Source organism: Kribbella lupini (assembly GCF_039529595.1).
GTDB lineage: Bacteria > Actinomycetota > Actinomycetes > Propionibacteriales > Kribbellaceae > Kribbella > Kribbella lupini.
The window spans coordinates 986,827-1,010,267 of sequence record NZ_BAAANC010000001.1 but is presented as its reverse complement, the minus strand read 5'-3'; the positions used below and the strand labels follow the sequence as shown (position 1 = coordinate 1,010,267).

At 70.0% G+C, this 23,441-nt stretch carries 24 protein-coding genes; 10 read left to right on the top strand and 14 right to left on the bottom strand.

The window, feature by feature from the left end; translation table 11 throughout:
- Positions 1 to 36: 36 nt before the first annotated feature.
- Entirely contained in the window at positions 37 to 1,569 is a 1,533-nt protein-coding gene (locus ABD235_RS04585) for an alkaline phosphatase D family protein (RefSeq protein ID WP_344169818.1), read from the bottom strand.
- A gap of 134 nt (positions 1,570 to 1,703) precedes the next feature.
- Here ABD235_RS04585 and ABD235_RS04580 point away from each other — a divergent pair, with 134 nt between their 5' ends.
- On the top strand, positions 1,704 to 2,414 hold the full coding sequence (locus tag ABD235_RS04580) for an ANTAR domain-containing protein (RefSeq protein WP_344169815.1): 711 nt from the start codon (positions 1,704 to 1,706) through the stop codon (positions 2,412 to 2,414).
- A gap of 116 nt (positions 2,415 to 2,530) precedes the next feature.
- A complete protein-coding gene (locus tag ABD235_RS04575) occupies positions 2,531 to 3,613 on the top strand; it encodes a fatty acid desaturase family protein (RefSeq protein WP_344169812.1) in 1,083 nt (360 codons plus the stop codon).
- Here the strand turns inward: ABD235_RS04575 and ABD235_RS04570 are convergent.
- Genes ABD235_RS04570 through dapA form a run of 3 tightly spaced genes read right to left on the bottom strand, consistent with a single transcriptional unit; the run spans position 3,606 to position 7,252 of the window.
- Positions 3,606 to 4,634, bottom strand: a complete 1,029-nt coding sequence (locus ABD235_RS04570; protein ID WP_344169810.1) for a LacI family DNA-binding transcriptional regulator — start codon at positions 4,632 to 4,634, stop codon at positions 3,606 to 3,608. The genes ABD235_RS04575 and ABD235_RS04570 overlap by 8 nt on opposite strands.
- A gap of 24 nt (positions 4,635 to 4,658) precedes the next feature.
- Positions 4,659 to 6,353: a ribonuclease J gene (locus tag ABD235_RS04565; protein ID WP_344169808.1), complete on the bottom strand. Its 1,695-nt coding sequence runs from the start codon at positions 6,351 to 6,353 to the stop codon at positions 4,659 to 4,661.
- Positions 6,350 to 7,252, bottom strand: coding sequence for a 4-hydroxy-tetrahydrodipicolinate synthase (gene dapA, locus ABD235_RS04560; protein WP_344169806.1), 903 nt, complete (start codon positions 7,250 to 7,252; stop codon positions 6,350 to 6,352). Before dapA ends, ABD235_RS04565 begins: the two co-directional genes overlap by 4 nt.
- Positions 7,253 to 7,599: 347 nt before the next feature.
- On the opposite strand from dapA, the gene ABD235_RS04555 reads away from it, so the two are divergent.
- From ABD235_RS04555 to ABD235_RS04545, 3 genes are all read left to right on the top strand, one after another.
- Positions 7,600 to 8,772 (top strand): neutral zinc metallopeptidase, encoded by a 1,173-nt coding sequence (locus ABD235_RS04555; RefSeq protein WP_344169803.1) that lies wholly within the window; start codon positions 7,600 to 7,602, stop codon positions 8,770 to 8,772.
- A gap of 128 nt (positions 8,773 to 8,900) precedes the next feature.
- On the top strand, positions 8,901 to 10,082 hold the full coding sequence (locus ABD235_RS04550; protein WP_344169799.1) for a neutral zinc metallopeptidase: 1,182 nt from the start codon (positions 8,901 to 8,903) through the stop codon (positions 10,080 to 10,082).
- A 68-nt stretch (positions 10,083 to 10,150) separates the two neighbouring features.
- Positions 10,151 to 10,660, top strand: coding sequence for a hypothetical protein (locus ABD235_RS04545; protein WP_344169796.1), 510 nt, complete (start codon positions 10,151 to 10,153; stop codon positions 10,658 to 10,660).
- Here ABD235_RS04545 and ABD235_RS04540 read toward each other — a convergent pair.
- From ABD235_RS04540 to paaA, 7 genes are all read right to left on the bottom strand, one after another.
- Positions 10,654 to 11,379, bottom strand: a complete 726-nt coding sequence (locus tag ABD235_RS04540; protein WP_344169793.1) for a leucine-rich repeat domain-containing protein — start codon at positions 11,377 to 11,379, stop codon at positions 10,654 to 10,656. The two genes, ABD235_RS04545 and ABD235_RS04540, sit on opposite strands and share 7 nt — an antisense overlap.
- Positions 11,376 to 12,182 carry a metal-dependent hydrolase gene (locus ABD235_RS04535; protein WP_344169790.1) on the bottom strand — a complete coding sequence of 269 codons (807 nt, stop codon included), beginning with the start codon at positions 12,180 to 12,182 and terminating at the stop codon, positions 11,376 to 11,378. Before ABD235_RS04535 ends, ABD235_RS04540 begins: the two co-directional genes overlap by 4 nt.
- Before the next feature lie 143 nt (positions 12,183 to 12,325).
- Positions 12,326 to 13,411: a 1,2-phenylacetyl-CoA epoxidase subunit PaaE gene (gene paaE, locus ABD235_RS04530; protein WP_344169787.1), complete on the bottom strand. Its 1,086-nt coding sequence runs from the start codon at positions 13,409 to 13,411 to the stop codon at positions 12,326 to 12,328.
- The gene (gene paaD, locus ABD235_RS04525) at positions 13,412 to 13,891 is read right to left on the bottom strand and encodes a 1,2-phenylacetyl-CoA epoxidase subunit PaaD (protein ID WP_344169784.1); all 480 of its coding nucleotides are present in this window, start codon (positions 13,889 to 13,891) and stop codon (positions 13,412 to 13,414) included.
- Positions 13,885 to 14,628 (bottom strand): 1,2-phenylacetyl-CoA epoxidase subunit PaaC, encoded by a 744-nt coding sequence (gene paaC / locus ABD235_RS04520; RefSeq protein ID WP_344169781.1) that lies wholly within the window; start codon positions 14,626 to 14,628, stop codon positions 13,885 to 13,887. The genes paaD and paaC overlap by 7 nt, the downstream gene beginning before the upstream one ends.
- The gene (gene paaB, locus ABD235_RS04515; RefSeq protein WP_184794187.1) at positions 14,625 to 14,903 is read right to left on the bottom strand and encodes a 1,2-phenylacetyl-CoA epoxidase subunit PaaB; all 279 of its coding nucleotides are present in this window, start codon (positions 14,901 to 14,903) and stop codon (positions 14,625 to 14,627) included. Before paaB ends, paaC begins: the two co-directional genes overlap by 4 nt.
- Positions 14,900 to 15,826 (bottom strand): 1,2-phenylacetyl-CoA epoxidase subunit PaaA, encoded by a 927-nt coding sequence (gene paaA, locus ABD235_RS04510; RefSeq protein ID WP_344169776.1) that lies wholly within the window; start codon positions 15,824 to 15,826, stop codon positions 14,900 to 14,902. The genes paaB and paaA overlap by 4 nt, the downstream gene beginning before the upstream one ends.
- A 187-nt stretch (positions 15,827 to 16,013) precedes the next feature.
- Here paaA and ABD235_RS04505 point away from each other — a divergent pair, with 187 nt between their 5' ends.
- Positions 16,014 to 17,231 carry a DUF418 domain-containing protein gene (locus ABD235_RS04505; protein WP_344169773.1) on the top strand — a complete coding sequence of 406 codons (1,218 nt, stop codon included), beginning with the start codon at positions 16,014 to 16,016 and terminating at the stop codon, positions 17,229 to 17,231.
- 503 nt (positions 17,232 to 17,734) lie between these two features.
- Positions 17,735 to 18,343 (top strand): GNAT family N-acetyltransferase, encoded by a 609-nt coding sequence (locus ABD235_RS04500; protein ID WP_344169770.1) that lies wholly within the window; start codon positions 17,735 to 17,737, stop codon positions 18,341 to 18,343.
- Between the two features lie 252 nt (positions 18,344 to 18,595).
- Here ABD235_RS04500 and ABD235_RS04495 read toward each other — a convergent pair whose 3' ends face one another.
- The gene (locus tag ABD235_RS04495) at positions 18,596 to 19,531 is read right to left on the bottom strand and encodes a GlxA family transcriptional regulator (protein ID WP_344169767.1); all 936 of its coding nucleotides are present in this window, start codon (positions 19,529 to 19,531) and stop codon (positions 18,596 to 18,598) included.
- 163 nt (positions 19,532 to 19,694) lie between these two features.
- Between ABD235_RS04495 and ABD235_RS04490 the strand changes: the two genes are divergently transcribed.
- A complete protein-coding gene (locus ABD235_RS04490) occupies positions 19,695 to 20,090 on the top strand; it encodes a cupin domain-containing protein (protein ID WP_344169764.1) in 396 nt (131 codons plus the stop codon).
- Here the strand turns inward: ABD235_RS04490 and ABD235_RS04485 are convergent.
- Positions 20,074 to 21,060: a GlxA family transcriptional regulator gene (locus tag ABD235_RS04485; RefSeq protein ID WP_344169761.1), complete on the bottom strand. Its 987-nt coding sequence runs from the start codon at positions 21,058 to 21,060 to the stop codon at positions 20,074 to 20,076. The two genes, ABD235_RS04490 and ABD235_RS04485, sit on opposite strands and share 17 nt — an antisense overlap.
- A gap of 70 nt (positions 21,061 to 21,130) precedes the next feature.
- Between ABD235_RS04485 and ABD235_RS04480 the strand changes: the two genes are divergently transcribed.
- Entirely contained in the window at positions 21,131 to 22,105 is a 975-nt protein-coding gene (locus ABD235_RS04480; RefSeq protein WP_344169758.1) for an NADP-dependent oxidoreductase, read from the top strand.
- Positions 22,102 to 22,893 carry an alpha/beta fold hydrolase gene (locus tag ABD235_RS04475; protein ID WP_344169755.1) on the top strand — a complete coding sequence of 264 codons (792 nt, stop codon included), beginning with the start codon at positions 22,102 to 22,104 and terminating at the stop codon, positions 22,891 to 22,893. Before ABD235_RS04480 ends, ABD235_RS04475 begins: the two co-directional genes overlap by 4 nt.
- Here the strand turns inward: ABD235_RS04475 and ABD235_RS04470 are convergent.
- Positions 22,875 to 23,426, bottom strand: a complete 552-nt coding sequence (locus ABD235_RS04470) for a DinB family protein (protein ID WP_344169752.1) — start codon at positions 23,424 to 23,426, stop codon at positions 22,875 to 22,877. The two genes, ABD235_RS04475 and ABD235_RS04470, sit on opposite strands and share 19 nt — an antisense overlap.
- Positions 23,427 to 23,441: the final 15 nt, after the last annotated feature.

Below are 23,441 nucleotides of genomic sequence, written 5' to 3'. Positions count from 1 at the left end.
TACCGAGGCACCGGCCCGCAGAGCCGACGGTTTTCCCTACCGATGGCCGGTCGGCTCGAGGTCCTTGCGCCAGAGCACCGTGCCGTACAGGTCCCGCAGCGACACCGTGAAGACCTCGCTGCGCGGGTCGATCTCGACGTGCCCGAAGAACTGGTTGCCCCCGCTCGGCGGCTGGTTCGGGAAGTCGGCCGCCTTGACGAACTCCAACTGCGGCCCGAACGTCGGGTCCAGCGCGTTCGGCCCGAAGGTGCCGGCGTTGACCGGCCCGGCGACGATCTCCCAGAACGGGTCGAAGTCGCTGAAGGCGGCCTTCGACGGGTCGTAGCGGTGCGCGGCGCAGTAGTGCACGTCCGCGGTCAGCCAGACCGTGTTCTTCACCTTGCGGCGCTTGAACTGGCTGAGAACCCAGGCGATCTCGTGCTCGCGACCACCCGGCGCGCCGGCGAGGCCGTTCGCCACCGCCTCGATCTCCGAGCCGTCCGGCACCAGTACGCCGAGCGGCATGTCGCTCGCGATCACCTTCCACGCCGCCTTCGACGCGGCCACCTCGCGGACCAGCCAGGCGGCCTGCTCGGCGCCCAGCATCGCAACCGGGTCCGCGAGACCCGGCGCCGGGTTCGCGCCGCGGTAGGTCCGCATGTCCAGGCAGAACACGTCGAGCAGCGGGCCGTGGCTGACCTTGCGATAGATCCGCTCCCGGCCGCCCTGGTGGGCGATCGGCAGGTACTCCAGGAACGCCTTCTTCGCCCGCTCGGCAAGCACGTTCACCCGCTTCTCGGTGTACCGGTCGTCGGTCAGGATCTCGCCCGGGTACCAGTTGTTCACCGTCTCGTGGTCGTCCCACTGGCTGACGATCGGCACGTCGGCGTACAGGTCCCGGACGTTGTGGTCGAGCAGGTTGTACTTGTACCGGCCGCGGTACTCCGCGAGCGTCTCGGCGACCTTCGACACCTCCTCGGTCACCACGTTCTTCCACACGGTGCCGTCGGCAAGCTTCACCGACGCCTCGATCGGGCCGTCGGCGTAGATGTTGTCGCCGGAGTGCAGGAAGAAGTCGGGGTTCGTGCGGTGCATCGCGCGGTAGGCGATCATGCCGCCGAGGTCCGGGTTGATGCCCCAGCCCTGGCCGACGGTGTCGCCGGTCCAGACGAAGCTGACGCCGCGGTTGCGGCCCGGCGTACGGAAGGATCCCTCGAGGCTCTCGCCGCGCCGGCCGTAAGCGTCCTCGAACGAGACCCGGTAGTCGTAGCGCTGCCCCGGCCGCAGGCCCTTCAGCGGCAGCTGGGCGGTGAAGTCGTCGTCCGGCCCGGTGACCGGGCCGCGGAGCCGGATCGCCCGGTCGAAGCGGCCGGTGCTGGTCAGGTCGACGACAAGGCGGGACCGGCGGTCGGTGCGTGACCAGACCACGGCGGAGTTCGCGGTGACGTCCCCGCTCATCAGGCCCGACGGCAGCGCCGGGCGGTCCCGGCGGACGACGGACGGTACGGCGGCGGAAGCGACACCCGGTACGGCGAGCGAGGCGCCCGCCACGGAGGATGCGGCCAGGAGCTGGCGGCGGCTCAGGTTCATGGGTCCGAAGGTGCTCCTCGCGGGTGACCGCCGCGTGACCGCGAGGCGAACTGACTGACAACTCAGACACGTTGGTCCGGGCTTGTGGCAGGCCCGATGATGGAGACAGTTGCCGGGGAAGGGACGATCTGCGCATGAGCAGGGAACGACGCCTTACGCAGGTCTTCGTCGAGCTGGCCGACACCTTGGTCGACGAGTTCGACCTGGTCGACTTCCTCGGCATGCTCGCGGAGGCGACGGTCGAGCTGCTGTCGGTCGACGCCGCCGGGCTGATGCTGGCCGACGACCACGGCGTACTGCACGTGATGGCGTCGTCGGACGACCAGGCCGAGCTGCTGGAGCTGTTCGAGCTGCAGCAGGACGAGGGACCGTGCCTGGACTGCTTCCGGAGCGGGCTGCCGGTCGTCGACGCGGACATCTCGCGCTGGCCGGAGTTCGCGGCGACGGCCACCGCGGGCGGGTACCAGTCGGCCCACGCCCTCCCGCTGCGGTTGCGCGGCCAGGTGATCGGGGCGATGAACCTGTTCCGGTACGACGTCGCTCCGCTGGACCCGGACGAGGCCTCGCTCGGGCAGGCGCTGGCCGACATGGCCACGATCGGCCTCCTGCACGAGCGCGAGATGCGCGGCTACGTCGAGCTCACCGCTCAGCTGCAGCACGCCCTGGACAGCCGGGTCCTGATCGAGCAGGCGAAGGGAATGCTGGCCGAACGCGCCGGTCTGACCCTGCACGCGGCCTTCGCGGCGATGCGTTCCTACGCCCGCGGGACCGGCCAGGGACTGACCACCGTGGCCCAGGGAGTGTTGGAAGGATCACTGCGAACCTCTGCACTGCTGGCCCATTAGTTGCGTGTCGCGCTCCGCCGTGGTTCCGTTGGGGTCAGACAGCCACTTACTCGTGGCGCTGCCCCGGACCCGGTAGCGCATCGACTGATGCACTACCAGGGAACGAGGCGTTTTCTTTGTCGCAGACCGTCATCGACGATTCACGGCCGCAGCAGCGATTCACCAGTCTGTACACCGACCTGTCCCACACGGTCCGCGACCTCGGACTGCTGAAGCGACGGTACGGGTACTACTGGACCCGGATCGGGCTCGTGCTGCTCTCGCTGGGCGGGATCGTCACCGGGTTCATCCTGCTCGGCAACTCGTGGTTCCAGCTGCTGATGGCCGGCGCGCTGGCCATGGTGCTGACCCAGGTCGCCTTTCTCAGCCACGACAGCGCGCACCGGCAGATCTTCGACTCCGCCGCGTGGAACGACTGGACGGCCCGGATCCTGGCCGGTGGCCTGGCGGGGATGAGCATCGACTGGTGGCGCGGCAAGCACAGCAAGCACCACAACGCGCCGAACCAGCTCGGCAAGGACCCGGACATCGCCATCGGCGTGGTCGCGTTCACCCCCGACCACGTCGCGAGCCGGACCGGTCTGGTCAAGTGGCTCGGCGACCGGCAGGGCTGGCTGTTCTTCCCGCTGCTGACGCTGGAAGGCCTGAGCCTGCACGTCGCCGGCCTCCAGCACCTGATCCGGCGTGACGCGACCAAGCTCCAGCGGATCGAGGCCGGGCTCGTCGTGTCCCGCCTGGCCGGCTACGTCACCGTCCTGTTCCTGCTGCTTCCGCCCGGCAAGGCCGCGGCGTTCCTCGGCCTGCAACTCGCTCTGTTCGGCGTCATGCTCGGCGCCTCCTTCGCCCCCAACCACAAGGGCATGCCGCTGGTCCCGGCCACCATGAAGCTCGACTTCCTGCGCCGGCAGGTCCTGATGTCGCGCAACATCCGCGGCGGCGTCGTCGTCGACTTCCTGATGGGCGGCCTGAACTACCAGATCGAGCACCACCTGTTCCCGAGCATGCCGCGGCCGACCCTGCGGCACGTCCGGCCGATCGTCCGCGAGTACTGCGCCAAGCACAAGGTGAAGTACACCGAGGTCGGCTTCTTCGAGTCCTACGGGATCGTCATCGACTACCTCAACAACGTCGGCCTCCGCGCCCGCGACCCGTTCCAGTGCCCGCTGTCGGCGGCCATGCGCGCACCCGCCACTAGCTAGGCGGGATCTCCCCTGAGCCGCGGATCGTGAGCTTGACCGGGACGCGCACCGTGCGTCCCGGTCGGTGCGGCTCGGGCAGGCGCTCGGTCATCAGCTGGATCGCCGTACGGGCCATCACGTCGGCCGACTGGGCCACCGCGGTCAGGCCCGGGCTGAGCAGGTCGCCGAGAGCCAGGTCGTCGAAGGACACCAGAGCGACGCGGTCCCGCCGGCCGGCCATGCCGCGCAGCACCTCGGCGGTGGTCATGTTGTTGGCCGAGAGCAACGCCGTCGCCGGCTCCGGACGATCCAGTACGGCGGACAGCGTGATCCCGATACCCTCGGTGGTCGGCTCGGACAGGTGGACCAGGTCCTCGTCGACCTCGATCCGGTGCCGGGCCATCGCCGCGCGGTAGGCCACGACGCGTTCGCGCGCGGTGAAGATCCGCTCGTCATCGCCGAGGTACGCGATCCGCCGGTGGCCCTGGCGGACCAGGTGGTCGATCGCCTGGTCGATGCCGCCGGCGTTGTCGGCCAGGACGGCGTCGGCCTCGATGCCGTGCGCGGGCCGGTCGATCGTGACGACCGCCATCCCGGCGTCGACGTGCGGCGCGAGGTAGTCCTGCGTCTCCCCGATCGGCGCCATGATCAGCGCGTCCGGGCGCCGCGCCACGAACTCCAGGCAGACGTCGCGCTCGCGCTCGGGATCCTCGTCGGTGAGGCCGATCATCACGACCGAGCCGCTGCCCCGGGCCCACAGCTCGACCGCGCGGCCCAGCGAGGCGAAGAACGGGTCACCGATGTCGCGGATCACCACGGCGATCGTGCCGGTCCGGCCGCGGCGCAGCATCCGGGCCGACTCGTTCGGCGTGTAGTTCAGCTCCTTGATCGCGGCCTGGACCTTCGCGGTCAGCTCGGGGCTGACGTTGGGTTCCTCGTTCACCACCCGGGAGACGGTCTTCAAGGCCACCCCGGCGCGGGCCGCGACCTCCTTCATGGTGGGCCGGCGCTGCCCCGCTCCGTTGACGCCAGTGATACTCACGGCCCACCCCTCCCCTAGAAGCCCTTAGCTTTCCACGACGACGGGGATGATCATCGGCCGGCGACGGTGCGTGTCGCTGACCCACTTGCCGACCACGCGGCGGATGACCTGCTGCAACTGGTACATGTCGTCCACCCCGCTCCCGATCGCCTTCTCGATCTCCGCCTCGATCTTCGGCTTGAGGTCGTCGAAGACGGTGTCGTCCTCGGCGAAGCCCCGGGCCTGGATCTCCGGTCCAGCGGTCAGTTTGCCGGTCACGGAGTCCATCACGGCGATCACCGAGATGAAACCCTCGTCACCGAGGATCCGCCGGTCCTTCAGCGAGGTCTCGGTGATGTCGCCGACGGTCGACCCGTCGACGAACACGTACCCGCACTCGACCTTGCCCGCGACGACCGCCTTCCCCTCCACCAGGTCGACCACCACGCCGTCCTCGACGACCACGACGTTCTCGGCCGGTACGCCGGTCTGCCGGGCCAGCTCGGCGTTCGCGTGCAGGTGCCGGATCTCGCCGTGCACCGGCATCACGTTGCGCGGCTTGACGATGTTGTAGCAGTAGAGCAGCTCACCGGCCGACGCGTGACCGGACACGTGCACCAGCGCGTTGCCCTTGTGGATGACGTTCGCACCGTGCCGGGTCAGGCCGTTGATCACCCGGTAGACCGAGTTCTCGTTGCCGGGGATCAGCGACGAGGCCAGCACGACGGTGTCGCCGGGCTGGATGTGGACGACGTGGTGGTCGTTGGCCGCGATCCGCGACAGCGCCGACATCGGCTCGCCCTGCGACCCGGTGGAGACCAGGACGACCTGCTCCGGCGGGTAGTCGTCCAGCTCGCGCATGTCGATCAGGGTGTCGCCGGGCACCTTCAGGAAGCCCAGGTCCCGGGCGACCGCCATGTTGCGGACCATCGAGCGGCCGACGTACGCGACCTTGCGGCGGTGCTTCACGGCCGCGTCCATCACCTGCTGGACGCGGTGCACGTGGCTGGCGAAGCAGGCGACGATGATGCGCTGGTTCCGGGCGTTGGTGAAGACCCGGTCGAGCACCGGCGCGATGTCGCGCTCGTGGGTGGTGAACCCGGGCACCTCGGAGTTCGTCGAGTCGACGCAGAACAGGTCCACGCCCTCGTCACCGAGCCGGGCGAACGCGTTCAGGTCGGTGATCCGGTTGTCCAGCGGCAGCTGGTCCATCTTGAAGTCACCGGTGTGCAGGACCAGGCCGGCCGGCGTCCGGATCGCCACGGCCAGCGCGTCCGGGATCGAGTGGTTGACCGCGACGAACTCGCACTCGAACGGACCGAGCCGGACCGTCTCGCCCTCGGCGACGGTCTGCTGCGGCACGTTGCGGTGCCGGTGCTCCTTGAGCTTGCCCTCGAGCAGCGCCAGCGTCAGCTGCGAGCCGAGCACGGGGATGTCGCCGCGCTCACGCAACAGGTACGGCAGGCCGCCGATGTGGTCCTCGTGGCCGTGCGTCAGGACGACCGCCACGATGTCGTCCAAACGCTCCCGGATCGGCTGGAAGTCCGGGAGGATCAGGTCGACACCGGGCTGGTTCTCGTCCGGGAAGAGCACGCCGCAGTCGACGATCAGCAGCTTGCCGTCGTACTCGAAGACGGTCATGTTGCGGCCGACCTCGCCGAGGCCGCCGAGCGGGATCACCCGCAGGGCACCGGGGGCCAGTGGTTCGGGGGCGGACAGGTCGGGGTGGGGATGGCTCATGCAACCAGTCCTGACGTCTTGAGATCCGTGGTCAGCGCATCGGTCTGCGCGGGAGTCGCCTCGATCAGCGGAAGCCGTACGGCGGCGTGCTCGATCACGCCGAGCAGCTTGAGCGCGGCCTTCACCATGATCGCGCCCTGGGTCCGGGTCATGATCGCCTCGACGGCCGGGATCAGCTGCCGGTCGAGCTCGCGGGCGGTGACCAGGTCCTGCGCGACGACGGCGTCGATCAGCTGCCGGTACTGCGGGCTCGCGGCGTGCGCGACGACGCTGGCGATGCCGACCGCGCCGATCGACAGCCAGGCGAGGTTGAGCTCGTCGGCGCCGCAGTAGTACGCGAGGTCGGTGTTCGCGAGCACCTTGGTGGCCGCGGCGACGTCGCCCTTGGCGTCCTTGACCGCGACGATCCGCGGGTGGTCGGCCAGCGCGATCAGCGTCTCGGTCCGCACCTCGACACCGGCCCGGCCGGGAATGTCGTACAGCAGGTTCGGCAGACCGGTCGCGTCGGCGACCGCGGTGAAGTGCGCCTTCAGGCCTTCCTGCGGGGGCTTGTTGTAGTACGGCGTGACGACGAGCAGCCCGTGCGCGCCCGCGGCTTCGGCGGCCTTGGCCAGCTCGATCGTGTGCGCGGTGTCGTTGGTGCCGACGCCCGCGATCACCTGCGCCCGGTCGCCGACGGCTTCCAGGACGGCGCGGACCAGCTGGTCCTTCTCGGCGTCGGAGGTGGTCGGCGCTTCGCCGGTGGTGCCGTTGACGATCAGTGCGTCGTTGCCCTGGTCGGCCAGGTACCCGGCGACCTTCTGCGCAGCGTCGAGATCCAGCGATCCGTCCGGCCTGAACGGGGTGATCATCGCGGTGGTGAGCCGGCCGAAAGGCGGCGAGGATGCGCTTGAGGACATGGGGGTCAGATTACCGCTCCGAGCGCCTCAGGAAATGAGTAGGCCTGGTGGCTGTCCGCTCGGGGGTCCGGGCAGCCACCAGGCTCACTCGTCCTATCGGGCCGGGCCCAGGAGTCGTTACAGCTTCCGGGCAAAAAGTCAGAAAAACTTTCTGGAAACACGCTCCGTCGATCGGTTTCACTCTCCGCAGCGAAATTCGGCCCGAGTCGGCGGCACAACGGTGTCAGGGTCATCTTTCTGCCATGCCGGATTCCGACAGCCGTTGAGTATCGCCACCTGATCGGGCCGCGCGCAGGCTGATGCCTAGTCCCAGCCGGACCTGCCCCCCGGCGTACTGGAGGAGAACCATGAACAAGCATCTGGCCTGGCCGATCGCCATCGCCGCTGTCACGCTGACCGCGTTCGTGGGCGGTCCCGCCCAGGCCGCGACGACCCTGGACGCCGCCCCGGCCGCGGCGACCGCCACGACCGAGTCGCTCGCCGACCAGGCTCGCCGTCTGGTCGGCAGCGAGGTGTTCGACGCGGCCACCGCCGCCAACGAGCGGCTCGGTGTCCACGAGGTCCCTGCCCTGCAGGCGGCCGTCCTGCGCGCCATCGACCCGAGCCAGTACGAGTGCTCGCCCAGCACCGCCCTGTCCGACTGGGCGGCCGCCACCATCACCGACTGGACCTTCGACGACAAGCTCAACGCGTTCGTCGCCCTGCTGCTGAACATCCCCGGCTACGCCAGCATGGTCGACACCACGCCGGACGCCGGCTACGGGCTCAACGGCGAGTTCACCACCGCGGTCACGCACACCTTCCGTGACCTGCGGCCGTTCTGGGACATCCGGTCCGCCGACATCCAGCTGCGGCCGATGCACAGCGCGATCATGGCCGACCGCGACGCGCTGTACCTGACGTTCCGGACCGTGCTGCACCGCAACGAAGTGGACTCCGCGTACTTCGCCGACCTGTTCTCCACCTGGGCGTCGCAGCCGAAGATCCGCAACAACCCACTGCTCAGCCTCAACGCCTACGCCTTCACCGGTGCCGGCGACCCGGACCCGGCGCTCGCCGCGCTGCCGGACATGATCGTGATGGGCGACGGGATCCTTCAGGCGCACCAGGCGCTCGGGCTGGGTGACGTGGCGCCGCAGGCGATCATGGCCCACGAGTTCGGCCACCACGTCCAGTACGAGGACAACCTGTTCGACTCACCGCTGACCGGCCCGGAGGCGACCCGGCGGATCGAGCTGATGGCCGACGCGTTCGGGTCCTACTACTTGGCTCACTCCCGTGGCGCGAGCATGCAGTGGAAGCGCGTGCAGCTGTTCAACAAGGTGTTCTACGGCATCGGTGACTGCGACTTCGCCAGCGACGGCCACCACGGCACCCCGAACCAGCGCGCCCGGACGGCGACCTGGGCCTACGGCCTCGTCACCAGCGCTCCGAACCAGGGCCACATCCTGCCCAGCCTGACGGTCGCCGCCCGCTTCGACGCGAAGCTGCCGGAGCTCGTCGCCCCCGACGCCAACTGACCTTCCGGCTCCGGCCCGGCACGGAGCCCCTCCCCCGCTCGTGGGTGACCGAGCGCCACCTCCCTGAGTCGGTCACCCACGAGCCTCCCCCTGCGCGCATCTCACCTCTGTTCACCAAGGAGCACGGCATGAAGAAGTCCCTCGCGGCCTCCGCGACTCTGCTCACGCTGGCGCTGACGGGCGGTCTCGCGGCCACCTCGTCGCCCGCCCTGGCCACTGCCGCGGGCACCTCGCAGGCCCGGGCCACGTCCGGCCTCACCCCCGCCGAGACCAAGGCACTCGCTGCCGAGCTGAAGACCCTGACCGCCGGGACGTCGACCGTCGCGGCCCAGCTCAAGACGTCGCTCGACCTCGACGGCCTCGGTGGCGCCGTCGACGAGGTCATCGACCCGAGCGCCTACAGCTGCAACGCCGCCACCCCGGTCCGGACCTGGCTCAATGCCCAGAGCGCGGATTGGACACCTGAGGACCGCGACCTCGCCGCCGTCATCCGTAGCCTCGACCCGGTCCTGAACGACGCGGTGCTGTGGCCGCAGGACGCCGGATCCTCGTACGGCGTCTCCGGCGAGTTCACCAGGCCGGTCACCCACACCTTCCGCGACCTCGGCCGGTTCTGGGACATCGACTCGACGGCGATCCGGCTGACGCCGTTGCACGGCGCGATGCTGACCGACCGGGCCAAGCTGTTCCGCGTCTTCAACGTCGGCTACGGCCTGCCGGCATCGATCGCAACCGCCTGGGCCGACGAGGTGGCGACCGCGATGAACCAACCGAAGTTCCGCTTCGGCAACCACCCGTACTTCACCTTCAACGCCTTCGCCTTCCAGGGCCTGACCATCCCGGGCTTCGGGGTGGTGCCTCCGCAGATCGTGATGGGCGACGGCGTACTGGCCGGGTTCCAGGCGCTCGGCTTCGCCGACGTCACCGCACAGGCCGTGCTGGCTCACGAGTACGGGCACCACGTGCAGTTCCAGCGCGACCTGTTCCGGACGACCTTGACCGGTCCCGAGGCGACCCGGCGGACCGAGCTGATGGCCGACGCGTTCGGGGCTTACTTCCTCACCCACGCCCGCGGTGACGCGCTGCAGGCCAAGCGGATCCAGGAGTTCAACCAGGTCTTCTTCCAGCTCGGCGACTGCGGCTTCACCTCGGCGAACCACCACGGTACGCCGAACCAGCGGCTGCGCTCGGCCGCCTGGGGCTACAGCGTCGCCGCCAACGCGGCGAACCAGGGACACGTTCTGCCGTCGCTGACCTTCGCCTCGCTGTTCGACCAGAAGCTGCCGGAGCTGGTCGCGCCCGACGCGTGAGTTCCAGTAGTCGAGCGGCTCGTGGTGTCCACTCCAGGTGGACTCCACGAGCCGCTAACGTCTGCCCCGTGTCGAACCCGCTGAACGCACCCCGCCCGGCCGCCGCCACCTCGCTGACGCTGGTCGTCCGCGCGATGCTGCTGGCGATCCCGATGATCACCGTCGTGCTCTGGTTCGTGCTCGCCCCCGACGGGATCGGTCCGTTCCCAGCGGTCTGGGCACCGTTGGCCGTCGTGGCCGCGGCCGTCGGCGCGTACTCGGTCTGCGAGCTGATCGGCTTCCGCGCGGTCCCGCTCGAGCACGGGGACCGGCCGGCCGATGTCGAGGCGGAGTCCTGGCGGCGGTTCACGTCCTCCACGTTCCTGCGGTTCGCGGTGTGCGAGGCGGTGTTCCTGATCTCGATCCCGCTGGCCTTCGTCGTCGACAGCTACTGGGTCGTGCTGATCGGTGCGGTGCTCGCGATTCCGCTGGTGGTGCTGGAAGTTCTCCCCAGCGCCCGCAACCAGCAGCGCTTCGCCGCCGCGCTCGAGGGACGCGGCGTCCCGTCGTACCTGAGCGGTCGGCCGCAGGACTACTGACCTGCAGCCGTCCGGTAGACCAGGCAGCCGCGGCGCTCCAGCTGGTGCACCCACTCGGGCACCACCGGCAGGTCGAGCCAGCGTAGGTCGAGCTTCTCCAACGCCGGAAAGGTGTCGGGTCCGAGGTCGGGCAGCCAGGTGATGCGGTTGGCGCGCAGGTCCAGCTGTCGCAGCCGCGGCAGCCGGCTCAACGCCACCGGGAACTCCGTCAGCGCAGTACCGCGCAAGCTCACCACGCGCAGCTCCGACAACTGGTCGAACGTCCCCGGCACTCCGGCCAGCGGATTCCGATCGAGGTGCAACTCCCGCAAGGCGGTCAGCCCACCAAGTGACTCCGGCAGCGAGGTTAGCTGGTTGCCGTACAACCGCAGCTCGACCAGCTCCCGCAGCCGGCCGAGCGACTCCGGCAGCACGGGCAGGTTGTTGTCGGTCGCCCCGAGGTAGCGGAGCGAGCTCAACTCACCCATCGCATCGGGCAGCACCTGGATGGCGAGATCACTGACGTACAGGAACTCGAGGCTGCTCAGGCGGCCGAGTGCATCCGGCAACGCGGTGAGTGGCTGGTGACTGAGGTCGAGGATCCGCAGTTCGGGAAGGTCGCCGATCCAGTCCGGCAGCGCGGTCAGCTTGTTGTCGTGCAGGTACAACTCACGGATCCCGGCGTGAAGCGGCGGTACTTCGGTGAGGCCGGTGCCGCCGAGGTTGACCGTGCGGCTCATCCGCCGGCGATCCAGACCGAGGTCGTCGACCAGATCCTCGCGGCGAGATCCGCGGCGATCGCCAGCGCACCGGGCAGGAGCAGCACACCACCGACGACCAGCGCCGGAGCGATCAGCAGGTTCTCGACCGGGCCGTTGGTGCGGAAGCGGAGCAGCTTCGGCAGGCGGATCTCGTACCAGGTCTCGCCGCGGATCGGCAGCGGCCACAGCCACGGGCAGCCGGAGCGGGTCAGGCTGTCGCCGAGGCAGTGCACGAACATGCCGAGGGCAACGGCCACGCCGATCCAGCTGCCGATGCCGTCCAGACCGCCGCGCAGCGCCTCGACCGCCGACGTACCGGGCAGCCAGCCGCCGATGATCGTCCAGCCGCCGGCCGCGATCACGACCAGCAGGACCCAGTCCCCCAGGACGTCGGCCGCGAGGATCAGCCCGAGCAAGGCGATCGCGAGCACCGTCCGCCAGCCACCGGCCGCGCCCGCGCTCGACGTCGCGAAGCCGAGCAGGACGGCCGCGACGACCGTGTGGCTGAAGTGCCGGTGCTGACCCGTGCTGTCCTCGTCGCGCGGTCCCTTGGTCAGCGAGTAGAGCAGTGCGGAGAACGCGCGGATCACGTTCGACACGAAGCCAGTCAACGGACCGAGCAACCGCGACGCGCTTGCGCCCGGGTGGTCGAGGTCGGGCAGCAGCGCGTACCCCGCGGTCGCGGCGGCGAACGGCACCACCTCGGCCACCGACGTCAGTCCCACCAACGGCGCGACGGCCAGTCCCGCGCACCAGCCGGACAACGCATGCGAACGCCCCATCACGGCGCCCCACCCCCATCTGTCGTGAGCCGCCGATTCTTTCAGCGGCCACCGACAGAACCCGGCAGCGCAACGCGAAGAGGCCGCGTCAGAAGTACGCCGACCGCGCCAGTACGCCGTACCGCGTCAGTACGCCGTAGGCCTCACGCGTCGAAGTCGAGTGTGACCTTCGCCGACGTCGGGTGCGACTGGCAGGTGAGCACGTACCCGGCCCGGATCTCGTCCGGCTCGAGCGCCCAGTTGGTGTCCATCCGGACGGTGCCGTCGACAACCTTCGCGCGGCAGGTCCCGCAGACGCCGCCCTTGCACGCGAACGGCGCGTCCGACCGGACCGCGAGGGTCGCGTCGAGCACCGCCTTCGCGTGCTCGCCGAGCGGGAAGGTCGACCGCCGCCCGTCGAGGATCACCGTCACCTCGGCCGCGTCCTCGTCGACCACGGTCTCCTCGACCCGCGCGACCGGCCCCTCGTCGCCGACGTGGAACAGCTCGGCGTGCACCTGCTCGCGCGCGACGCCCTGCTCCAGCAGCAGCTCCTGCGCGCCGACGACCATCGCGTACGGCCCGCAGAGGAACCACTCGTCGACGGTCTTGGCCGGCAGGATCGTGTCGAGCATCCGGCGCAACCGGTCGCTGTCGATCCGGCCGTTGAACAGCTCGACCTCGGTCGACTCGCGCGACAGGACGTGCACGAGATGCAGGCGTTCGGCGTACCGGTCCTTGAGGTCGGCCAGCTCGTCGGCGAACATCACCGAGCCCGCGGTGCGGTTGCCGTACAGCAGCGTCACGCGGCTGAGCGGCTCGACCTGCAGGATCGTCGCCACCAGCGACAGCACCGGCGTGATTCCGCTGCCCGCGGCGACGAACGCGTAGTGCTTGTCGTGCACCGGGTCGAGCGTCGTGCCGAACCGGCCGAGCGGCGTCATCACCTCGATGGTGTCGCCGGGCTTGAGGTCGTTCGCGGCGTACGACGAGAAGTCGCCGCCCGGGATCTTCTTGACGCCGATCCTGAGCACGCCGGAGCCGGCCGGCGAGCAGATCGAGTAGCTGCGCCGGACGTCCTCGCCGGTCCGCCGTACGGTCAGGTGCTGGCCGGCGGAGAACTCGTACTCGCTCGCCAGGTCGGGGGGAACGTCGAAGGTGATCGCCACCGAGTCGTCGGTGATCGCGTCGATCGCCTTGACGGTCAACGGGTGAAAGGTCGCGCGACGCTTCGGCAGTACGGATGTCATTCAGATCGCCTTGAAGTGGTCGAAGGGCTCGCGGCAGGTGTTGCACCGCCACAGCGACTTGCAGGACGTGGACCCGAAGCGACTCAGCTCGGACGTGTCCGGCGAGCCGCAGAGCGGGCAGCGAATCGTCAGCGACACGCTCACCGGTCCACCGACGGCGCGCCGGCCGGTCGGCGGCGCGATCCCGTACTCGGTCAGCTTCGCTTTGCCCGACTCGCTCATCCAGTCCGTCGTCCAGGCCGGCGACAGCACGGTCTCGACCCGGCCCTTCAGGTGCAGCGAGTCCAGCGTCAGCTCGACCTCGTGCCGGATCAGGTCCATCGCCGGGCAGCCCGAGTACGTCGGGGTGATCGTCACGACCACCTCGTCGCCGTCGTGCCGGACGTCGCGCAGGACTCCGAGGTCCGCGATCGTCAGCACCGGCACCTCGGGGTCCGCGACCTCGCCGACGGCCTCCCAGATCGCGGTGTCGGTCACCATGTCGCCCCCGGGTGCGAGCGCGCGACGTGCTGCAGCTCGGCGAGCAGGTAGCCCAGGTGCTCGGTGTGCTTGCCGTCGCGTCCGCCGGAGTGCTGGTACGGCGAGGTCGGCCGCTCGCAGGTCGACTCGTCGATGACGGCGTGGACCCGGCGTACCCACTCCTCTTCCAGGGCCGACACGTCGACGGCCACGCCCGGCAGCCGGCGTACGACGTCGTCGGCCTCGAAGAGCTCGGCCGTGTACGGCCAGAGCGCGTCGAGCCCGGCCTGCATGCGGCGGTGGCTTTCCTCGGTCCCGTCGCCGAGCCGCAGGACCCACTGGGTCGCGTGGTCGACGTGGTACGCGAGCTCCTTGACGGCCTTGCCGGCCACGCCCGCGAGCGTCTCGTCGGTCGAGGTGAGCAGCTGTTCGTACAGCAGGTGCTGGTACGTCGCGAAGTACAGCAGCCGCGCCATCGCGTGCCCGAAGTCGCCGTTCGGGAGCTCGCACAGCTGCAGGTTGAGGAAGTCGCGCTCGTCGCGGAAGTAGGCCAGGTCGTCCTCGCTCCGGCCCGCGCCCTCCACCTGCCCGGCGTACTGGAGCAGCGAGCGGGCCTGGCCGAGCTGGTCCAGGCCGATGTTGCCGAGGGCAACGTCTTCCTCGAGCTGCGGGGCGGCCGCGATCCACTCGGCGGTGCGCTGCGCCGCGATCAGCGCGTCGTCGCCGAGCCGCAGCGCGTAGGTGAAGAGGTCGTTCACAGGTGGTCGACGCCTTCCGGGACGGTGTAGAACGTCGGGTGCCGGTAGACCTTGTCCCCCGCCGGGTCGAAGAACTCGTCCTTCTCGTCCGGGCTCGACGCGGTGATGTCGGCGGCCGGCACGACCCAGATCGAGACGCCCTCCTGACGGCGGGTGTAGACGTCGCGGGCGTTGCGCAGGGCCATCGTCGCGTCGGGCGCGTGCAGGCTGCCGACGTGCGTGTGCGACAGGCCGCGGCGCGACCGGACGAAGACCTCCCAGAGCGGCTCGATCATGCGGCGTTCTCCTTCTTCGAAGCCTGCTTCTCCGCGTACGCCGACGCGGCCTCGCGCACCCAGGCGCCGTCCTCGTGGGCCTTGACCCGGTGGGCCAGGCGTTCCTTGTTGCACGGGCCGTTGCCCTTGACCACTTCGTACAGCTCGGTGAAGTCCGGCTGGGTGAAGCTGTAGTGACCGGTCTCGTCGTCCAGGCGCAGGCCGTCGTCCGGCACCCGCAGACCCAGTACGTCGGCCTGCGGCACGGTCATGTCGACGAACCGCTGCCGCAGCTCGTCGTTGCTGTGCCGCTTGATGCCCCAGGCCATCGACTGCTCGGAGTGTGTCGAACTGGCGTCCGGCGGGCCGAACATCATCAGGCTCGGCCACCACCAGCGGTCCAGCGCGTCCTGCGCCATCGCCTTCTGGCCCTCCGTGCCGTTGCACAGCGTGTGCAGGATCTCGAAACCCTGCCGCTGGTGGAACGACTCCTCCTTGCAGACCCGCACCATCGCCCGCGCGTACGGCCCGTACGAGCAGCGGCACAGCGGGACCTGGTTGACGATCGCGGCGCCGTCGACCAGCCAGCCGATCGCACCGATGTCCGCCCAGGTCAGCGTCGGGTAGTTGAAGATGCTGGAGTACTTCTGCTTGCCGCTGTGCAGCAGGTCGAGCAGGTCGGCCCGGTCGACGCCGAGCGTCTCGGCGGCGGCGTACAGGTAAAGCCCGTGTCCGGCCTCGTCCTGGACCTTGGCCATCAGGATCGCCTTGCGGCGCAGCGAGGGCGCGCGGCTGATCCAGTTGCCCTCGGGCTGCATGCCGATGATCTCGGAGTGCGCGTGCTGCGCGATCTGCCGGATCAGGGTCTTGCGGTACCCCTCCGGCATCGCGTCCCGCGGCTCGATCCGGCCGTCGGCGTCGATGGTGGCCTGGAAGCTGTCCATGCTCGTCAGCATAGCCCAGTTGTGACACTTCATGGCTACTTCGGACGTGAAGTGTCACAAGAGCGGACGGGGTGGTGGTAGCACCACCGTCTTCGGGGTGTCAGGCCGCTGGGAGCAGGCGGTGGACGGCGGCAGGATTCAGGTAACAGTTCAAAGCCTCCACAGTTTCCTGGAAGGACGTCCCGCCGTGGCCCACACAGCGACTCCCCCGGCCCTCGATCACCGCGGCCCCGTCACCGGGCGGGAACGCGCACTCGCCCCCGACCTGATCCGTGGCGCGATGCTGCTGCTGATCGCCCTGGCCAACGCCGCCAACTTCGCCTTCGCCGGTGCGCCCGGCGTGAACGGCAGTCCCGCTGGTCTCGAGCGGGTGTTCAACCTCTTGAAGCTGACACTGGTCGATGCCCGGGCGTACCCGGTCTTCGCGGTGATGTTCGGGTACGGGCTGGTCCAGCTCGCCCGGCGGCAGCGCAACTCCGGCGCTTCGGTGGGCGCCGTGCGTTCGATCCTGCTCAAGCGGCACCTGTGGATGATCGGCTTCGGCCTGGTCCACGCGACGCTGCTGTACTTCGGTGACTTCCTCGGCGCGTACGGCATCGTCGGCACCGCGTGCACGCTGTTGCTGCTCAACCGGGGCGACAAGTTCCACCGCATCATCGTGGGCATCTGGGCACTGCAGCTCGTGTACGTCGTGGTTGTCGGCGTACTGGCTCTGATGAGCGCGCTCAACTCCTCCGGCCCGGCCGCGACGATCACCAACAGCCCGAACCCGTCGCTCGCCGCCGACAGCTGGGGCTCGGCCCTGGTCGACCGGCTGCACGAGTACCCCGCACACACCGCTTTCGTCACCGGCCTGATCGTCGTGGTCTGGCTGGGCATGTGGGCCGCCCGCCGGCAGATCCTGGAGCACCCGGAGGCCCACAAAACGCTGCTGACCCGCGTCGCGGTCGTCTGCCTCAGCGTGACGATCCTGGGCGGCCTCCCGCTGGGCCTGGTCGGCGCCGGCTGGCTCCACGTCGACGAAGCCGCCGTCGGTTCCTTCGAGTTCCTCGCCCAGATCAGCGGCCAGTTCGGCGGCCCCGGCTACGTAGCCCTCTTCGGCCTCGTCGTCGCCAAGCTCCTGAAGACCCGCCGCCCCGACCAGCTCGGCACCCCCCTCACCGCCATCTCCGCCCTGGGCCAACGCTCCATGAGCGGCTACCTCTTCCAGTCCATCTGCTGGACCCTCCTGCTCGCCCCCTACGGCCTCCACCTGGGCGCCCGCTCCGGCCACCCAGCCTTCACCGCCGCCGCCTGCGCCCTAGCCGTCTGGACGATCTCGGTCCTTGCCGCCTACACCATGAAGCGCCACACCTACCGAGGCCCCGCCGAAACCCTCCTCCGCCGCCTGGTCTACGGCCGCTGACCCCCACCGACCAACGGCCCGCCGGCCCCTCCACCGGCGGGCCGTTCCTCACGCCCGACCCCAAGCGCCCCACCACAACCGACGACCACCCGCCGGCCCATCCGCCGCCGGGCCTTCGCCACGCCCGCCCCGGCCACCCGCCTCTCCCCGCTCGGCCCCACCTACATCTCTTTCCGGCCGCAGCGACCTCAGCCCCGCCGACCTTCCCGGCCGCATCACCGCCCACCTCAAGCGGCACGCGCCCCGCCCCACCCAACGACACGCCGCCCCAGCTCCACCCACCAAAGCCCCAGGCCACTCCTCTTTCTCTTTCCGGCCGCAGCGACCTCAGCCCCCGCCAACCTCCCCGGCCGCATCCCCGCCGACCTCACCTGGCACCCCTCGACACAACAGCACGGAAAGAGTTGGAGAGGAGTAGAAGAGCTTGAACGGGAACAAGAGCAGACAGACGAGAAGTGGAGTCCGCCGAAAGCTCCCCCGGTGTCCTTTGGGAGGATAGGAAAATGAGCAGCGAGTTCGGCGTACCGGAACCTGAGAGCCTGGCAGCAATGCACGGAGATTCGCCGATCGCGGAGACCAGCGTGCGACTCGCCCTCCCCGCCGAGGCGAACGCGATCGGCGAGGTACAAGTAGCAGCCTGGAGAAGGGCGTACGACGGCCTGCTGCCGGCCGACGTACTGCTCGACCTCAACCCCGCCCAGTTCGCCGCCCAGTGGCGCGCCGCCCTGCTTTCCCCCGGCGAGGCGAGAAACCGCGTGATGGTCGCCCTCGACGGCCGCGACCTGGTCGGCTTCGCCGCGATCACCCCGTCCGACGACCCCGACGGCGACCCCCGCCACGACGCCCTGATTGCCGAGCTCGCGGTCAACCCCGACGCCACCCGCGCCGGCCACGGCTCCCGCCTGCTCAACGCGGTCGTCGACACCGCCCGCGCCGACGGCTTCACCCGCGTCACCGTCTGGATCAACTCCACCGACGACGTCCTCCGCGCCTTCTACACCGACTCCGGCTGGGCCCCCGACGGCGCCCACCGCGAACTCGACCTGTACGGCGACGCGTCGGTCCGCATCAAGCAAGTCCGCCTCCACGCCGCCCCCGGCTCCGACGACTGACCCGGCTCCACCTACCCTCGAAGCCAGCCCCTGCCCTCCTGCCGCGAAGCCAGCCCCCGCCCTTCGAGTGAAGGTCGACGCCGACCGCGACCATGAGGTGGCCGCGACGTCCTGATCGCCCGCCCCGGCTGCTTCGGAGTCTCACGACTGCGGCGATGTACCGCGCCAGTCATCGAACAGCGCGTCAGTCGACGTGCTCTCGCTCTGGGCGAGCCGCATCTGCCGCGGGCGAGGCGCGACGCCAACCGGACATCAAGCGAGCGTGAAGCGGCGCCGGTACGTCGTTGGGGTCAGGCCTGTGGTGCGTTTGAGCTGAAGCCGGAGGTTGGTGGCGGTGCCGAGGCCCGAGTGGCGGGCGATGCGGTCCAGGCCTGGTTCGCCGCGTTCCAGGAGGCGGCAGGCCAGAGCTACTCGTTCGGTCGTGAGCCAGGCCAGTGGAGTGGTGCCCAGCTCTGACTGGAAGCGCCGGTGGAGGGTGGCGGGGCTGACTGCGGCTCGGTCGGCGAGGTCGGTGACGGTCAGCGGGTCGGCGAGGTGCGCGCGGGCCCAGGCAAGCAGTGGCGCCAAGGACGTGTCGGCGACGGCGGGCACCGGCTGGTCGATGAACTGGCGCTGGCCGCCGTCGCGGTGGGCGGTGAAGACGAGGCGCCGGCTGACGGCGTTCGCGATCTCGGCGCCGTGGTCGGTGCGGATCAGGTGCAGCCCGAGATCGAGCGCGGCCGCGCTCCCGGCCGCCGTGTAGACGTTGCCGTCAGCAACGAAGAGGACGTCGGGCTGGAGATCGACCGCGGGGAACATCCGCTCGAAGGACGCCGCCCACCGCCAGTGCGTGGTCGCCCGGCGACCGTCCAGTACTCCGGCCGCCGCCAGCGTGAAGGCGCCGGTGCAGAAGCTGACCAGCCGCGCGCCGCGCGCGGCGGCACGTCGTACGGCGTCGAGCACCGCGGGCGAGACCGGTTCCTCGGGGTCCGGACGGTTCGGAACGATCACCGTGTCGGCCGTGTCGACCTCGCTCAGGTCTCCGACACCGCTCAGCGTGAAAAACCCCAGATGCATCGGCACCTCAGGCGCCGGCGTGCAGAGCGCGAGCTCGTACCAGGGCACGTCGAGCTCAGGACGCCGCAGCCCGAACAGCTCCGTCGCCACCCCCAGCTCGAACGGGTTGGACCCCGCGTCGACGATCACCACGACCCGGTGCACGGGGCGCGCGGAGGGCGCCCCGTACATGGTCTGCGCGGGCGCGGACGCGGGAGGCGGTAGGACCGGGTCTCGAGAGCGTTGCGAGGATTCTTTCGACACACGCCATTTCTAGCACTCACCCCGCATCCGCAGTACCGGCCAGGCTGAAGCCATGAACGAACCTGTCGACCTGCACGCCGTCCTGAAGACCTTCGACGACCTCTGGAGTCCGCGGATCGCGGCGCGGCTGAACGACTACGACGTCCGTGTGACGAAGGTGGCCGGCTCCTACATCTGGCACCTGCACGAGACAACCGACGAACTCTTCCTGGTCCTCGACGGCGAGCTCGACATCGCGCTCCGCGACCCCGAGGAGCGGTCCGTGACGCTCTCGCCCGGCTCGGTCTTCGCCGTCCCGCGCGGCATCGAGCACCGCCCGTTCTCCGACGGCGGCGCGTCGATCGTGGTCATCGAGCCCGCCGGCATCCCGACCACCGGCGACCGCCACGAGCCGATCCCCGACCACATCCAGACCCACACGGGCATCCCCCTCACCCAGGAGCCGTAACGCCCTCACTGCGGAACATCCGCCGGTACGCCGTCGGCGACACCCCGGCGCTCTCGCGGAGCTGCTGCCGCAGATTCGTGCCACTCCCCAACCCACTCCGGCTCGCGATCTGGTCAACCGTCAGCTCGGTGTCCTCCAGCAACTGGCGCGCATAGTCGAGCCGCTGCATCGCGAGCCAACTACCGGGACTCACTCCGGTCTCAGCGCGAAACCTCCGGGTGAAGGTCCGCACGCTCATCCGCGCATGTGCGGCCAGCTCGACCAGGCTCAGCGGCCGGCCGAGCTGCTCGGCCGCCCACGCGCGGGTGTTCGCCGTACCGCCGTCTCGTGCGGGAGGAACCGGTCGCCGCACGTACTGTGCCTGACCACCATCCCGACGCGGCGGTACGACGCAGGCGCGCGCGACCGCACTCGCGACCGCACTGCCGTGGTCGCGCCGGACGACGTGCAGGCACAGGTCGATCCCGGCGGCCGCGCCGGCGGAGGTCAGGACGTCGCCGTCGTCGATGTAGAGCACGAGCGGATCGACCGCGACGGCCGGGAAGAGCTGCTGGAGATGCTTTGCCTCGGCCCAGTGCGTCGCGGCGGGCCGACCGTCGAGCAGGCCCGCCGCGGCGAGGACGAACGCGCCCGTGCAGATCGCCACCAGCCTCGTTCCGGGGCGGATCTGCTCCAGCGCACGCCGTACGGCGTCATCCAGCTCGCCGGCGGAGTCGAGGATCTCTTGAAGCTGGTGGGACGGCGGGATCACGACGGAGTCGGCGGTGCCGAGCACCGCGGCGTCGTACTGGACGGTGATCGCGTAGCCGTCCGACGTCTCCACGGGCGAACCGTCGACCGAACAGGTGAGCACCTCGTACAGCGGGTCCTCGCCCACGAAGGCGCCGCCGAAGATCCGCGCCGGGATCGCGAGCTCGAACGGGACGACGCCGGGAAGTGCGAGGACAGCGACGCGGTGCCGGGCAGACATGGCCCGATAGTTGCACATGATGTCCATCAGGCCAGTGGGCACGCGAGCGGCCCCGGGAAAGACTCGGGCCATGACGAACGAGAAGACGATGCGGGCCGTGGTCGCGCGAAGCGCCGGTGGACCCGAGGTCCTGCGCCTGGAGCACGTGCCGCGGCCGAGTCCCGGGCTGACCGAGATCCTTGTCCGCGTGCACGCGGCCGGGGTCAATCCGACGGACTGGAAGGGCCGCGCGGAGGGCACGCACGGCGGAGGTCCGGTGATCCTCGGGTACGACGTCGCCGGCGTGGTCGAGGAGGTCGGCTTCGGCGTGACCTGGTTGCGGGTGGGCGACGAGGTGCTGGGGATGCCGAAGTTCCCGGTGCTGCCGGGCGCGTACGCCGAGTACGTCGTTGCCCCGTCGCGGCAGTTCGTCCGCAAGCCCGAGGCGCTGAGCTTCGAGCAGGCCGCCGGCCTGCCGCTCGCCGCGCTGACCGCGTGGCAGGGCCTGGTCGAAACCGGGGGTCTGCGCTCCGGGCAGCGCGTACTGGTCCACGCGGCCGCGGGCGGCGTCGGGCACCTGGCCGTGCAGCTCGCGAAGAGCTTCGGCGCGTACGTCGTCGGTACGGCGAGCGCGGCCAAGCACGAGTTCGTGCGATCGCTCGGGGCGGACGAGGTGATCGACTACCGCACCGAGGACTTCGCCGACGTACTCCGTACGCGGCCCGTCGACCTTGTCTTCGACCCGATCGCGGGCGACACCGGGCGGCGCTCGCTCGACGTCCTGCTCGACGGCGGCTCGTACGTCTCCATCCTTCCTGTCGACGAGGCGACCGCTCAGGAGGGCAGGCGACGCGGCATCCGCGCCGAGTTCACCCTGGTCGAGCCCGATCGCCTCGCGCTGACCGCGATCACCGATCTAGTTGCCCGAGGCAAACTCCGGGTCGAGCTCGACGCGGTCTTCCCGCTCGCCGACGCCGCGGAAGCCCACCGCCGAGGCGAGACCAACCAGGCCACCGGCAAGATCGTCCTCACCGTCGCCCCGGATTCCCCGACAATGGAACGGTGACCTGGACCCCGCCGGAAACCCACGAACTCGCCGTCGACGACCGAATCGTCCAGTACTGCCTGTACGGCGACCCCGGCGGCGTACCGGTCGTCTCGCTGCACGGCACCCCCGGCACCCGCTGGGAGCGCCCGGATGTCGTTGCCGCGATCAACGATGTGGGACTGCGTGTGCTACTGGCGGGCCGCCCCGGCTACGGCTCGACGCGCCGGCCGGGGCGGTCCGTCGCCGACATCGCGTACGACGTACGCGCGCTGGCCGACGCCGAGGGCTGGACACAGTTCGCCGTCACCGGCTTCTCGGGCGGCGCCCCGCACGCGCTGGCGTGCGCGGCGCTGCTGCCGGACCGAGTGACGCACTGCAGCACGGTCGCCAGCATCGGCCCGCTCGACGAACTCGACCTGGACTGGGCCGAAGACGCCCGCCAAGGCGAGGACCACCTGCGCCGCAACCTCGCGCGCCGCGGCGCCGAACTCCTCGCATCACTGGGCGCCGACGACAACGGCCGGCACCAACGCCTGCACGCAAGCCTCGTCGACGGTCTGGACGGCTGGATCGACGACTACCTCGCGTTCCTCCGCCCGTGGGGCTTCGACCTCACGGCGATCAAAGCCCCGGTGTCGGTCTGGTACGGATCGCACGACGACAACAGCTCGATCGACCACACGGAATGGCTACTGGCCCACATCCCCGGCGCGACAGCGCACGAGTACCCCGGCGGCCACGACCCCTCCGACGCCACCCAGCGGGCGATCTTCGAGGAGTTCAGACCTCAACCGCGGGCGCGATAGAGGTCCCGCAGCAGCGAGATCTCCGCGCCGTGATGGATCGTCTCGCGGTTGATGTGGGTGATCAGCCCGAGCATCGAGTCCTCGGCGTACGGCCCGCCCTTCGGACCCAGCGGACGAGCAAGCCCTGACTCGTCCAGCGACCGGATCCCGTCGTGCCACCGCGCGTACCAGTGATCCAGGAACGCCAGCCCGTCGACAGCACTCAACGGCAACGAGGCAGGCCACTGCCGGGGGTCGAACATGTCCGCGTCCGCCGGTGTCGTCCCGTCGTTGAAGAACGTGTTCGCCCGGATCGCGAAACAGCCCACCGCGATGTGCACCAGCCGCCAGGCGATCGTCGTCACCGGCGGCGGCTCCGGCGCCGGGTCCTCCATGTCGAAGACCACCCGCCCGTCAACGGACCGCCGTACCGACCAGCTCGGCTGCGCCGGCTCCCACAGGTACTCCTCGTCACTCAGTCCCTCGAGCCGAGGCCGCAGGTGCACGTCCCAGTAGAACTCCAGCTGTCCGATCAGAAGCTCACCAGTTCCCATCCCCCGACCCTAGAA